The sequence below is a fragment of the Lysobacter sp. CA196 genome, from assembly GCF_052078695.1.
GTDB lineage: Bacteria > Pseudomonadota > Gammaproteobacteria > Xanthomonadales > Xanthomonadaceae > Lysobacter.
Map to the genome: position 1 here is coordinate 14,803 of NZ_JBQJIN010000027.1, position 13,337 is coordinate 28,139.

Sequence of the window (13,337 nt, forward strand, 5' to 3'; positions counted from 1 at the left end):
CTTTCGAGGACTCTCCTCCGCCGCCTGTCGATGGCGGCGGCGATCCTGCCGCTGGCCGGCTGCAACACGATCTTGCTGAACGCGCCCGGCGACGTCGCCGGGCAGCAAGGCGACCTGATCGTGGTGTCGACCGTACTGATGCTGCTGATCATCGTGCCGGTGATCGCGCTGACCCTGTATTTCGCCTGGCGTTACCGCGCCGCGAACACCAAGGCCACCTACAAGCCGGATTGGGACCATTCGACCCAGCTCGAACTGCTGATCTGGGCGGCGCCGCTGCTGATCATCATCGCGCTCGGCGCGATCACCTGGATGAGCACGCACACGCTCGACCCTTATCGTCCGCTCGACCGCATCGCCAAGAACCGCCCGGTACCGGCCAACGTGAAACCGCTGGTGGTGGAAGTGGTGGCGCTGGACTGGAAGTGGCTGTTCCTCTATCCCGAGCAGAACATCGCCACGGTCAACGAACTCGCCGCGCCGGTCGATCGGCCGATCCAATTCAAGATCACCGCTTCCACGGTGATGAACTCGTTCTACATCCCGGCCCTGGCCGGACAGATCTACGCCATGCCCGGCATGGAAACCCAGTTGCACGCGGTGATGAACAAGCCCGGCAATTACGAAGGCTTCTCGGCCAACTACAGCGGCGCCGGTTTCTCGCACATGCGCTTCCGCTTCCACGGCCTCGACCAGGCCGGCTTCGATGCCTGGGTCGCGAAGAATCGCGCCAGCGGCGCGACCCTGCAGCGCGCCGGCTACCTGGAACTGGAAAAGCCCAGCGAGAAGGAACCGGTGCGCCGCTACGGCGCGGTCGCCCCGGGCCTGTACCGGGCGATCCTCAACCGCTGCGTCGACAGCGGCAAGATGTGCATGGACGAGATGATGGCCATCGACGCCGGCGGCGGCTTGGGCCTCAACACCAATGCGCTCGCGCCGCGCCGCAAAGGCGACCTGCGCGGCGGCCCGGTGGTGACTTCGGCGATGTGCCTGACCGAACCCTCGGCCGGCTCGACCCTGGGCGTGGCCACGCTCGCCCCCTGACCCGTTTCGTAAACGCATTCACCGGGCGCGCCGAACGCGCGCCGAGTCCGCCCGCGGACTTCTGGAGTCGAGATGTCTGACCAATCCAACCTCGCCACGCTGATCTTCGGCCGGCTCACCTGGGACTCGATCCCGCTGCACGAACCGATCCTGATCGCGACCTTCGCCATGGTCGTGCTGGGCGGCCTCGCCGTGGTCGCCGCGATCACCCGCTACAAGCTCTGGGGCTATCTCTGGAACGAGTGGTTCACCAGCATCGATCACAAGAAGATCGGCATCATGTACATCGTGCTGGGCCTGGTCATGCTGATGCGCGGCTTCGCCGACGCGATCATGATGCGCCTGCAGCAAGCGATGGCGTTCGGCGACAACGTCGGCTACCTGCCGCCCGAGCACTACGACCAGATCTTCACCGCCCACGGCGTGATCATGATCTTCTTCGTGGCGATGCCGCTGGTCACCGGCTTCATGAATTACGTGGTGCCGCTGCAGATCGGCGCGCGCGACGTCGCGTTTCCGTTTCTCAACAACTTCAGCTTCTGGATGACCGCCTGCGGCGCGGGTCTGGTGATGGCCTCGCTGTTCGTCGGCGAGTTCGCCAAGACCGGCTGGCTGGCGTATCCGCCGCTGTCGGGCATCGCCTACAGCCCCGGAGTCGGCGTCGATTACTACATCTGGGCGCTGCAGATCGCCGGCGTCGGCACCTTGTTGTCGGGCATCAACCTGATCGCGACCATCGTCAAGATGCGCGCGCCGGGCATGAGCCTGATGAAGATGCCGGTGTTCACCTGGACGTCGCTGTGCACCAACGTGCTGATCGTCGCCGCCTTCCCGGTGCTGACCGCGGTGCTGTTGCTGCTCTCGCTCGACCGTTACGCCGGCACCAACTTCTTCACGAACGATCTGGGCGGCAACCCCATGATGTACGTGAACCTGATCTGGATCTGGGGCCACCCGGAGGTCTACATCCTGATCCTGCCGTGCTTCGGCATCTTCTCCGAGATCGTCTCGACCTACAGCGGCAAACGCCTGTTCGGCTACGCCTCGATGGTCTACGCGACGGTGGTCATCACCATCCTGTCCTACCTGGTGTGGCTGCACCACTTCTTCACCATGGGCTCGGGCGCCAGCGTCAATTCGTTCTTCGGCATCACCACGATGATCATCTCGATCCCGACGGGGGCGAAGATCTTCAACTGGCTGTTCACCATGTACCGCGGACGCATCCGCTTCGAAGTACCGATGCTGTGGACGGTCGGCTTCATGGTCACCTTCACCATCGGCGGCATGACCGGCGTGCTGCTGGCAGTGCCGCCGGCCGACTTCGTCCTGCACAACAGCCTGTTCCTGATCGCCCACTTCCACAACGTGATCATCGGCGGCGTGCTGTTCGGCCTGTTCGCCGGCATCAACTTCTGGTGGCCCAAGGCCTTCGGCTTCAAGCTCGACCCGTTCTGGGGCAAGTGCTCGTTCTGGTTCTGGATCACCGGCTTCTTCTTCGCGTTCATGCCGCTGTACGTGCTCGGCCTGATGGGCGTGACCCGCCGCATGAACCACTTCGAGGACCCGTCGCTGCAGATCTGGTTCGTCATCGCCGCGTTCGGTGCGGTGCTGATCGCCATCGGCATCGCCTGCATGCTGATCCAGTTCGTGGTCAGCATCCGCCGCCGCGAATCGCTGCGCGACCACACCGGCGACCCCTGGCAGGGCCGCACTCTGGAGTGGTCGACCTCCTCGCCGCCGCCGGACTACAACTTCGCCTTCACCCCGGTGGTGCACGACAACGACGCCTGGCACGACATGAAGCAGCGCGGCTTCCAGCGCCCGACCGGCGGTTTCAAGCCGATCCACATGCCGAAGAACACCGCCGCCGGCCTGGTCATCGCGCTGCTCAGCACCGTCTGCGCCTTCGCCCTGATCTGGCAGATGTGGCTGGTCGCCGGCGTCTTCTTCGCCGCCATGCTGATCGCCGCGATCGTCCACACCTTCAACTACAAGCGCGACTACTACATCCCGGCCGAGCGAGTGGCCGCGACCGAGTCCAAGCGCACGCAACAACTGGCCGCCGCCCATGTCTGACGCTCACGCCATCGCCACCCACTCGCCCGAGGGTCGGCCGGTCTTCCTCGACCTGCAGGGCAAGCACCATTCGCAGAACGGCACCCTGCTCGGGTTCTGGCTCTACCTGATGAGCGACTGCCTGGTGTTCGCCTGCCTGTTCGCCGTCTATGGCGTGCTCGGACGCAGCTACGCCGCCGGCCCGTCCGGTGCGGATCTGTTCGACCTGCAACTGGTCGCGATCAACACCTCGATGCTGTTGCTGTCGTCGATCACCTATGGCTTCGCGATGATCGCGATGCAGAAGCGCAAGATCGCCGCGGTGCAGGGCTGGCTGGCGATCACCGGCTTGTTCGGCCTGGCGTTCATCGGCCTGGAACTGTACGAATTCGCGCATCTGATCCATGAAGGCGCCGGCCCCCAACGCAGCGCGTTCCTGTCCTCGTTCTTCGCTCTGGTCGGCACCCACGGCCTGCACGTGACCTTCGGCATCGTCTGGCTGGTCACCCTGATGGTGCAGGTCGGCAAGCACGGCCTGACCGTAGAGAACCGCCGCCGCCTGCTGTGCCTGTCGATGTTCTGGCATTTCCTCGACGTCGTCTGGATCGGCGTCTTCACCTTCGTTTACCTGATGGGAGTGCTGCCGTGACCGAGCCCACCACTCACGCTGCGCACGATCATGGCCACGGCCATGAGGGCCACGACGATGGCGCCCACGGCAGCGTCGGCAGCTACACCATCGGCTTCCTGCTGTCGGTGGTGCTGACCGCGATTCCGTTCTGGCTGATCATGACCAAGGCGATCCCGAACTCCGGCACCGCCGCGTTCGTGGTGCTGGCCTTCGCCGTGGTCCAGATCGTCGTGCACATGGTGTATTTCCTGCACATGAACACGAAGTCGGAGGGCGGCTGGAACATGCTCGCGCTGATCTTCACCCTGGTGCTGGTGGTGATCCTGCTGGCCGGTTCCTTGTGGGTCATGCACCACCTCAACGTCAACATGATGCCGATGGCTCCGCACGATATGCGCAACATGCCTTGATTCGGGGTTCGGGGTTCGGGGTTCGGGGTTCGGGACTCGGGACTCGGGACTCGGGACTCGGGAACAGCGTAAACATCACCCGTCTTCCCGCGAAGGCGGGCTCCGCTTTATTTCGGCCAAACCGAACACCCGGGGCTTCACCGCGACATGACCCTGAAGTCTCTGGATCCCCGCTTTCGCGGAGACGACGGGTGAGAAGTCGTACGATTCATCAAGAGGTCCGGACCATGACCGCGAACACTGCCAAGCGCCCGCGCAGCCGCTTCGCCCTGGCGGTCCTGGCGTCGGTCTTTCTCGCCGCCTTCCTCGGCCTGATCGCCCTCGGCGGCTGGCAGGTCCAGCGCCGCGCCTGGAAGCTCGACCTGATCGAGCGGGTCGAAGCGCGCGTGCATGCGCCGCCCGGCGCCGCGCCCGGGCCGGCCGACTGGGCCCAGGTCAGCGCCGCCCGCGACGAGTACCGCCACGTGCGCCTCGACGGCCGTTACCTGGGCGGAAAAGACAGCCTGGTCCAGGCCGTGACCGCGATCGGCCCCGGCTTCTGGTTGCTGACTCCGTTCCAGACCACCTACGGCGATATCGTCCTGGTCAATCGCGGCTTCGTGCCGGGCAAGCGCGAAGCCGCCGCCGCTACCGCCTCGCTGTCCGATACCCACGTCGCCGGCCTGCTGCGCCTCAGCGAGCCCGGCGGCGGTTTCCTGCGCAAGAACGCGCCGCAGCAGGATCGCTGGTACTCACGCGACATCAAAGCCATCGCCGCCGCCCGTGGCCTGCAGCGAGTGGCGCCGTACTTCGTCGACGCCGACCGGCGCGGCGAGGGCCCGGTCGCAGCCAACGCCGAGCCGGCCTGGCCGGTCGGCGGACTGACGGTGATAAAGTTTCCCAACAGCCATCTGGTCTATGCGCTGACCTGGTTCGGGCTGGCCCTGATGGTCGCCGCCGCCGTATGGCGGGTGGCGCTGGAAGAACGTCGGCGCCGTCGCGCCGCCGCGTCGCTCGACGAACCCCGCTGAGGAGCGCCGATGCAGGACCTGCCGCTACCCCGCACGCTCGACGCCGAAGCGCCCGCCTCGACGGCCTCGCGCGACAGCGCCGGGGTCAAGAACATGCACCAGCTGATCCAGTTGCGCTGGATCGCGGTGATCGGCCAGGTCGCGACCATCGTCTTCGTCCATTTCGCCTTCGGCATCGCCCTGCCGCTGGCGCCGATGGCGATCGTGCTGGCCTGCCTGGCCGCGTTCAACCTGGTCAGCCTGCTGCGTTGGCGGCACCGCGAGAAAGTCACCAACGGCGCGCTGTTCCTGGCCTTGCTGGTCGATGTGGTCACCCTGACCGCACAGCTGTATCTGAGCGGCGGCGCGGCCAATCCCTTCGTGTTCCTGTATCTGTTGCAGGTCGCGCTGGCGGCGGTGCTGCTGCGCTCGTGGGCGAGCTGGGCGGTGGTGTTCGCGACCAGTGCCTGCTTCATCGCCCTGACCATGTTCGCCGGGCCGGTGGTGATTCCGGCCGACCCCACCCGCGGCCTCGCCGACCCCTACGTCCAGGGCATGCTGCTCTGCTTCGTCCTCAACGCCACCTTGCTGGTGGTGTTCATCACCCGCATCGGCCGCATCCTGCGCGCCCGCGATGCGCGCCTGGCCGACCTGCGCCAACGCGCAGCCGAGGAAGAACACATCGTGCGCATGGGCCTGCTGGCCTCGGGCGCCGCCCACGAACTCGGCACGCCGCTGGCGACGCTGTCGGTGATTCTCGGCGACTGGCGGCGCATGGCGCCGTTCACCGAACAACCCGAGCTGCTGCAGGAGCTCGACGAGATGCAGACCCAGTTGCATCGCTGCAAGACCATCGTCACCGGCATCCTGCTTTCGGCCGGCGAAACCCGCGGCGAAGCCCCGGCGGAAACCACGGTCGGCGCCTTCCTCGACGAGCTGGTCGACGAGTGGCGAACGACCCGCCCGGTGCGCGGATTCGATTACGCCAACGGTTTCGGCGAAGATCTGCCGATCGTCTCCGACTCGGGCCTCAAGCAGATGATCTGCAACGTGCTCGACAACGCCCTGGAAGCCTCGCCCGACTGGATCGGCCTGGAAGCCTCGCGCGACGACGACCGCCTGGTGCTGAAGGTCAGCGACATCGGCCCCGGCTTCGCCCCGGCCATGCTCTCGCACTTCGGCAAGCCCTATCAGTCGAGCAAGGGCCGCCCCGGCGGCGGCCTGGGCCTGTTCCTGGCGCTCAACGTCGCCCGCACCCTCGGCGGCAGCATCACCGCGCACAACCGCAGCCCGCGCGGCGCGATCGTCGCGATGACCCTGCCGCTGTCGGCGCTGACCCTGGTAGAGGCCGCCGATGAGCCCTGATCCGACAACCCCCGATCCCGTTCCACCCCAGGACGCGCCGCGCGAACTGCTGATCGTCGAGGACGACGCGGCCTTCGCCCGCACCCTGACCCGCTCGTTCGAGCGCCGCGGCTATCTCGTGCGCAATGCCAGCGACCTGGGCGACGTCGATGCGCTGCTGCGCGAACACTCGCCCGGTTTTGCGGTGGTCGACCTCAAACTGGCCGGCGGCGATTCCGGCCTGGCCTGCGTGCAGGCCCTGCACGCCCACGACCCCGACATGCTGATCGTGGTCCTGACCGGCTACGCCAGCATCGCCACCGCGGTCGAAGCGATCAAACTCGGCGCCTGCCACTACCTGGCCAAGCCCTCCAACACCGACGACATCGAAGCCGCCTTCGGCCGCGCCGGCGGCGACGCCACGGTCGAGCTGACCGAACGCCAGACCTCGATCAAGACCCTGGAGTGGGAACGCATCCACGAGATGCTCGCCGAAACCGACTTCAACATCTCCGAGACCGCCAGGCGGCTCGGGATGCATCGAAGGACCTTGGCCCGGAAGCTGGGCAAGCATCGGGTGAAGTGAGGCTCGCTTTCGGGTCGCGACCCAAAGCGAGCGCCCGGTCTCATCGGCAAGCCATACGCCGCGTACCCGCCCAGCCCGGCGCATACGCCCGCGAGACACCCGACCGCCGGTCGGATTCCCTGCAATGTTGCACAAACGAACACCCCGGCGGTGACCGGCGCGGGGATGGCGCCGCGTTGATCGTCCTGCAACACCTCGAAAACCTCCGACCGGGCTTGGCGCCGCGATGGCGCCGCGCCGTGGTCGGCTGCGCAGGTCGGACGGACTTTCCCTGTCATGGAGGCGTGCGATGGAAGTCCCCCGTTGGGCCGTGGTTCCGCTCGGAAGCGCGCCTGCGGAATTGCGCGAGGTGCTCGCCGCCTTGTCGTGTTGCAGTTCGATCGAGCTGTCGCCGTCCGGTTATCTGCAGGCGGCGATCCAGGGCGCGGACGGCATCGTCCTGGTCCCGGGCCTGGATGGCCTGGCGACGATGGCCGAGTCGATCGCGGCGATCCGGCACGAGCGCCCGCAGTTGGCGATCGTGGTGGCGACCCGGGATGCCGGCGATAGCGAGCTCGATGCCTTGGTCCTGGCCGGCGCCTCGGACTTCGTGTCCCTGCCCTCGAGCGTGTCGGAATGGCGGATACGGCTGCATCGTGCGCTGCATGCCGCGGCAGCGCCGTGCCGCAGCGAGCCGGTGCAGGAAGAAGAACCGCATATCCGCGGCTTCGTCCACGGCAGCAAGGCCTGCGCGGCGATCGCCGCGCGTCTGCCGACCCTGGCGCGCTGCGACGCCAGCGTGCTGATCACCGGCGAGACCGGCACCGGCAAGGAGGTCTGCGCGCAGGCCATCCACTACCTGTCGATGCGCGCCGACCGGCCCTGGGTCGCGGTCAACTGCGGCGCGATACCGGTCGAGCTGGTCGAGAACGAATTGTTCGGCCACGTCAAAGGCGCCTACACCCATGCCCACAGCGCCTGCCCCGGCTTGGTGCGCGAAGCCGAGGGCGGCACCCTGTTCCTCGACGACGTCGACTGCCTGCCGCTGTCGGCGCAGGCCAAGCTGCTGCGCTTCCTGCAGGAACGCGAGTACCGCCCGGTCGGCTCCAACACCGTTCATCACGCCGACCTGCGGGTGATCGCCGCCAGCAACTGCAATCTGTGCACGCTCTCGCAGAGCGGCGGCTTCCGCCAGGACCTGTATTACCGCCTCAACGTCCTCAACATCACCTTGCCGCCATTGCGGCAACGGCCGGAGGACGTGCCGATCCTCGCCCGGCACTTCGCCGCCCACTTCGCCCGCGAGTTCGGGCGCGCGCCGGCCAGCTTCGCCTACGGCGCGCTCGAGCGGTTGTTGCGCCACGACTGGCCCGGCAACGTGCGCGAGCTCAAGCACGTGATCGAGCGCGCGGTGCTGCTGTCGAGCGGCAAGGTATTGGTCGCGGAAGATATCGAGATCGAACCGGCCTCGCCCGACCTGTCCCTGCCGCCGTCGTTCGACCTGGCCGCCGACTCGTTCCGGGCGGCGAAGCAACGGGTGGTCGAGGACTTCGAGCGCGGCTATGTCGAGCACTTGCTGGCCGCGCACGCCGGTAACGTCACCCACGCCGCGATGGCGGCGAAGAAAGACCGCCGCGCCTTCTTCGAGCTGATGCGCAAGCACCGCATCGAACCCAAGCGTTTCCGCGCGTTCGAGCCGCAGACGACCTGACCGACAGCCTCCATGCCCGATGGAACGGCTCAGGCCGCACCATGGCTGCCGCGTGGCCGATCCCCAGCGAGCGGTTCGCCGAGGCCGGCACGCGAGCACGATGCAGCGCTCCTGCCCGCTCTCGCCACAGGACAAAGCCACGCACTACGCGGACAAAAACATCCTGGCCGCGCAGGCTTGAAAACACGGCGTTTGCGGCCGGCAGTGTGACCGCCGTCGGAGTCTTGCCCGGATCAAAACATCCGCCCTCGTTCTTCACGCTGCATCGGCGAAGCCCGTCGCGCAAGCGTTTGCCTCATCGACCGCGGTTGGCATCGCTCTTGCATTGATCTGATGCGCAGAGGGTCGATCGCGATGGACGAAAGCTCCGCGGTATCGGCATGTGTGAAGGCATTGGCCAGCTATATGCGAGCCAATCCGCACGCGTGCGATACCGCAGAAGGCATCCATCGCTGGTGGTTCGGAACCGAGCACGAGGTCGCCATGGACGAATTGCAGGAGGCGCTGGACTGGATGAAACGCTGCGGCGTGATCGAGGAGACCGTGGCGGCCGACGGCCGCAGGCGCTACCGGCGGCTCGCCGGCGACGCGCTGCTCGGCGCCTTGCTGACGCAGCCGCGCGGAGACTGAGCCCGTGGCGAACCACCGCGCCATCGCCGCCACCAGCACCGCATTGGCCGGCCTGCTGCGCGACCGCTACCCGCGCGACGAATTCGGCGCCGGCCTCGACATCAGCCTGTACCAGGCGCGCGACTTCGAGTCGCCGATGCAGGACGGCTTCTCGATTTACCTGTTCCGGGTCGCGGTCAACGGCGCCATGCGCAACCTCACCCTGCGCCGTTCGCCCGACGGCCGCCGCTATCGGCCGTCGCTGCCGCTCGACTTGCACTACATGATCACGCCGTGGGCGCAGGACACCGAACGCCAGCAGCGCATGCTCGGCTGGGTGATGCGGCTGATGGAAGACACCAGCGTGCTCAGCGCGGGGCATCTCAACCACTACATGCCCGAGACCGACACCTTCGGCGCGCAGGAAGGCATCGAGGTGGTCTGCGACCCGCTATCGCTGAACGATTACCTGACCCTGTGGGACCGTCTGCGCCGCTTGCCGTCCTCGGCGACCTATGCCCTGCGCATGGTGCTGATCGACTCCGACGTCCACGTCGACGACGGCACCGCGGTGCAGAGCCGTCGCTTCGACCTGCGCGAGGCGACCACGTGAGCGCGGTCCTGTTCGAATTCGAAGTGCTGCAGCGCAACGCCGCGCTCGGCCTGCGCTTCTGGGACATGGCGACCGCGAGCTCGGTCATCGACGGCCTGGTCGTCGAGGTCTACCCGCGCAACGCCCCGAACGCGCGCAAGCGCGCCTTGCCCAACCCCAGCGGCATCTATGTCGCGCATCGGGTCAGCGGACTGATCGATTTCGAGTTCGACGACCGCGAACCGGTCGACCAACCCTGGATCGAGGCGCTGAGCGCGTCGCCGCCGGCTTCGGGCTACCGCATCGAAGTCAGCGACCCGTTCGGCCGCTTCCTGCCGCTGGCTTTCGATGCCGAGCTGCCGGCACGCGGATTGTTCAGCTGGCTGGCGCCGTGGATCTCGCCGCCGCAACCGCTCGCGCTGCCCGGCACCGCCTCGTCGCCGCCGCAGTTGTTGATCGAACGCATTCCGCTGTTCTCGGCGCCGAGCCGACCGCTGCCGCAACCGCTTGCAGTGACCTATGCGCAACTGCGCGAGGCCGGCAGCTTGCGCGTGCCGGCCTGGAGCCTGCTCGCGGTCGACATCGACGGCGCGCCGCGCGGCATCGGCATGGCCGACCGCGACGGCCGGGTCGCGGTGATCTATCCCTATCCCGAGCCGCCGCGCACGCCGCTGTCGTCGCCGCCGGAAGCGCGCAGCGATTTCCGCTGGACGGTCGAGCTCAGCGCGTTCTGGTCGCCGGACTCGCCGCCGACCGAGCCGGCCGCCATACCCGACCTCGCACAGGTGCTGGCGCAACTGGCCACGCCGTGCACGGTGATCGATTCGCTGTCGTCGCCGGCTCCGCCCCGGCGCCTGGAGTACCGCCGGCCGATGACGGCCAGAACCGAAGGACAGCCGGCGGCGGACGCTTCCTGGCTGTTGGTATCCACCGCATGACCGCGCCGCGCCACTACGCCGATACGCGCGCCAAGACATGCGCCGTCTTAGGCAAGGAGAACTGCTATGTCTGAGTACCTGGCTCCCGGTGTCTTCGTCGAGGAAGTCTCCTTCCGCGCGAAATCGATCGAGGGCGTGAGCACCACCACCACCGGCTTCGTCGGTCCCGCCCGCTACGGCCCGCTCAACATCGAGCCGGAAATCGTCACCAGCCTGGTCGAGTTCGAGCGCACCTACGGCGGCCGCGACAAGCTGGTGTTCCAGGACGCCGGCGAGGTCGACAACTACCTCTGGCACGGCGTGCGCGCGTTCTTCGAGGAAGGCGGCAAGCGGCTCTACGTCAGCCGGGTGTTCACCCCGATCGACGCCAGCGACGAGCGCCCCGGTTGCGCCCGCGGCGGCCTGCCCGGCAGCCCCTCGTCGATGATGGTGTACGCGCGCTTCCCCGGGCGCGCCGGCGATGCGCGGATCGGCTTCACCTTCAACGTCGGCCAGAGCCTGCTCTCCGACATCGACGGCGTGACCTTCGCCAACTCGCTGCAATCGCGCGACGTGGTCTGGATCCGTCCGCGCGCCGGCGCACCCTCGCCGGCGGTCGAAGACGGCTACTACCTGGCCTTGTGGGACGCGGCCAACGAAAGCTGGGCCTTCGTGTCCAGCGGCGACGACATCGGCACCGCCGAGGCGAGCCTGACCGACCTCAGCGCCGCCAGCTACGAGCTGCGGGTGATCAACGTGACCGTGGTCGTGCAGCCGCTCGGCGGCGGCGACGCCTTCGTCGCGCCCGACCTGCCGCTGGACCCGCTGCACCAGCGCGCCGGCTCGCCGGATTCGCTGTTCGCCTATTTCGCCGAATTCCCGGCCAGCCTGAGCCGCGCCCGCACCCTGCCGATCGTGATCCGCAGCGAGGACGTCGCCGCCATCGGCACCGGCACCGAACTACTCGCGGCCTTCATCGATGCCGATCCGAACGGGTCGCTGTCGCCGCCGGCCGGTTTGCGCGCGGCCCTGCAGAACTCGCAGAGCACCCCGGCCGAACGCAGCCTGGCGATCCTGATCGACGACGGCGACGACGGCCAACGCCCGTTCGCGTCGGCCTACGAGGGCGAGGTCGACAGCGCCGACCGCAAGACCGGCCTGCGCCAGTTCGAAGACCTGGAAGACATCTCGATCGTCGCCGCGCCGGGCTCGACCTTCGGCTACGGCGCCGGCTATGCGACGCATGCGCCGTCGATCGTGCGCGCCCTGATCCGCCACGCCGAACGCATGAAGTACTGCATCGCCGTGCTCGACAGCGGCGACAACCAGGCGATCAGCGAAGTGCGGGCCATGCGCGCCCAGCTCGACTCCAAGCACGCCGCGCTGTACTACCCCTGGGTGCGCGTGCTCGATCCGCTGACCCAGCGCGAGACCCACATGCCGCCGTCGGGCTTCGTCGCCGGCATCTACGCCCGCAACGACGTCAACCGCGCGGTCTACAAGGCGCCGGCCAACGAGGTCGTCAACCTGGCCCTGGGCTTCGAGCGTTTCCTCAACAAGGCCCAGCAGGAAGTGCTGAACCCGGAAGGGATCAACTGCTTCCGTTACTTCGAAGGCCGCGGCATGCGCCTGTGGGGCGCGCGCACGATCAGTTCCGACCCGGAATGGAAGTACGTCAACCTGCGGCGCTATTTCGCCTATTTGGAGCGCTCGATCGACAAGGGCACCCAATGGGCGGTGTTCGAGCCGAACGGCGAACAACTGTGGGCCAACGTGCGGCGCACGATCGAGGACTTCCTCCTCAACGAATGGCAGAGCGGCGCCCTGCTCGGCGACAAGCCGGAGAAGTCGTATTTCGTCAAATGCGACCGCTCGACCATGTCGCAGAACGATCTCGACAACGGCCGCCTGATCTGCCTCATCGGCGTGGCGCCGCTGCGGCCCGCCGAATTCGTCATCTTCCGCATCGGCCAGTGGACGGCCGACCGCAAAGTCTGATCGGAGAGCAACGTCATGGCCACCCTTCGCGACCGCCCGTACGTGCAATTCAATTTCCTCGTCGACCTGGGCGACGGGGTCACCGACGGGCCGCAGGCCGGTTTCCAGGAACTCAGCGGCATCGGCATGGAAGTGACCGTGTCCGAGTACCGCACCGGCAACGCCAAAGAAAACAGCGTGATGAAAATCACCGGCATGAACAAATCCACCGACGTGACGATGAAACGCGGAGTGATCGGTTCGCTGAATCTCTATCAGTGGCTCGACCAGATCCGCAACGGCGACCAGAAGGCCATGCGCACGGTGACGATCCATCTGCAGAACGAGGACCACACCCAGATCGTGCAGACCTGGAAGTTGTTGCGCGCGCGGATCATCAAACACACCAGCGGCCCGTTCAACGCCAAGGGCACCGACGTGGCCCTGGAAGAGCTGACTCTGTCCTACGAACGGCTCGAGATGGAGTGAG

The 13,337-nt window shown here is 67.1% G+C and carries 13 protein-coding genes; all 13 read left to right on the forward strand.

Features of this window, described 5'->3' with window-relative positions; genetic code table 11:
• Positions 1–30 precede the first annotated feature (30 nt).
• The 13 genes from cyoA to ACTOWK_RS19030 all read left to right on the forward strand — a co-directional run bounded on the left by cyoA (position 31) and on the right by ACTOWK_RS19030 (position 13,336).
• Positions 31–1,044: a ubiquinol oxidase subunit II gene (cyoA, locus tag ACTOWK_RS18970; RefSeq protein WP_441331653.1), complete on the forward strand. Its 1,014-nt coding sequence runs from the start codon at positions 31–33 to the stop codon at positions 1,042–1,044.
• A gap of 102 nt (positions 1,045–1,146) precedes the next feature.
• Positions 1,147–3,123 carry a cytochrome o ubiquinol oxidase subunit I gene (gene cyoB / locus ACTOWK_RS18975; protein WP_441331701.1) on the forward strand — a complete coding sequence of 659 codons (1,977 nt, stop codon included), beginning with the start codon at positions 1,147–1,149 and terminating at the stop codon, positions 3,121–3,123.
• The gene (gene cyoC / locus ACTOWK_RS18980) at positions 3,116–3,751 is read left to right on the forward strand and encodes a cytochrome o ubiquinol oxidase subunit III (RefSeq protein ID WP_441331654.1); all 636 of its coding nucleotides are present in this window, start codon (positions 3,116–3,118) and stop codon (positions 3,749–3,751) included. The genes cyoB and cyoC overlap by 8 nt, the downstream gene beginning before the upstream one ends.
• Entirely contained in the window at positions 3,748–4,143 is a 396-nt protein-coding gene (cyoD, locus tag ACTOWK_RS18985; RefSeq protein ID WP_441331655.1) for a cytochrome o ubiquinol oxidase subunit IV, read from the forward strand. The genes cyoC and cyoD overlap by 4 nt, the downstream gene beginning before the upstream one ends.
• A 227-nt stretch (positions 4,144–4,370) precedes the next feature.
• Positions 4,371–5,153 carry an SURF1 family protein gene (locus ACTOWK_RS18990; RefSeq protein ID WP_441331656.1) on the forward strand — a complete coding sequence of 261 codons (783 nt, stop codon included), beginning with the start codon at positions 4,371–4,373 and terminating at the stop codon, positions 5,151–5,153.
• A gap of 9 nt (positions 5,154–5,162) precedes the next feature.
• Positions 5,163–6,497: an ATP-binding protein gene (locus ACTOWK_RS18995; RefSeq protein ID WP_441331657.1), complete on the forward strand. Its 1,335-nt coding sequence runs from the start codon at positions 5,163–5,165 to the stop codon at positions 6,495–6,497.
• Positions 6,487–7,062, forward strand: a complete 576-nt coding sequence (locus tag ACTOWK_RS19000) for a response regulator transcription factor (protein WP_441331658.1) — start codon at positions 6,487–6,489, stop codon at positions 7,060–7,062. Before ACTOWK_RS18995 ends, ACTOWK_RS19000 begins: the two co-directional genes overlap by 11 nt.
• Positions 7,063–7,351: 289 nt before the next feature.
• Positions 7,352–8,752: a sigma-54 dependent transcriptional regulator gene (locus ACTOWK_RS19005; protein WP_441331659.1), complete on the forward strand. Its 1,401-nt coding sequence runs from the start codon at positions 7,352–7,354 to the stop codon at positions 8,750–8,752.
• 354 nt (positions 8,753–9,106) lie between these two features.
• A complete protein-coding gene (locus tag ACTOWK_RS19010; protein ID WP_441331660.1) occupies positions 9,107–9,382 on the forward strand; it encodes a hypothetical protein in 276 nt (91 codons plus the stop codon).
• Between the two features lie 4 nt (positions 9,383–9,386).
• A complete protein-coding gene (locus ACTOWK_RS19015; protein WP_441331661.1) occupies positions 9,387–9,974 on the forward strand; it encodes a DUF4255 domain-containing protein in 588 nt (195 codons plus the stop codon).
• Complete coding sequence (locus tag ACTOWK_RS19020; RefSeq protein ID WP_441331662.1) at positions 9,971–10,891, forward strand: hypothetical protein; 921 nt, start codon at positions 9,971–9,973, stop codon at positions 10,889–10,891. The genes ACTOWK_RS19015 and ACTOWK_RS19020 overlap by 4 nt, the downstream gene beginning before the upstream one ends.
• A 66-nt stretch (positions 10,892–10,957) precedes the next feature.
• Complete coding sequence (locus tag ACTOWK_RS19025; RefSeq protein ID WP_441331663.1) at positions 10,958–12,868, forward strand: phage tail sheath family protein; 1,911 nt, start codon at positions 10,958–10,960, stop codon at positions 12,866–12,868.
• A 15-nt stretch (positions 12,869–12,883) separates the two neighbouring features.
• Entirely contained in the window at positions 12,884–13,336 is a 453-nt protein-coding gene (locus ACTOWK_RS19030; protein ID WP_031372403.1) for a phage tail protein, read from the forward strand.
• The last annotated feature ends 1 nt before the right edge of the window (position 13,337 follow it).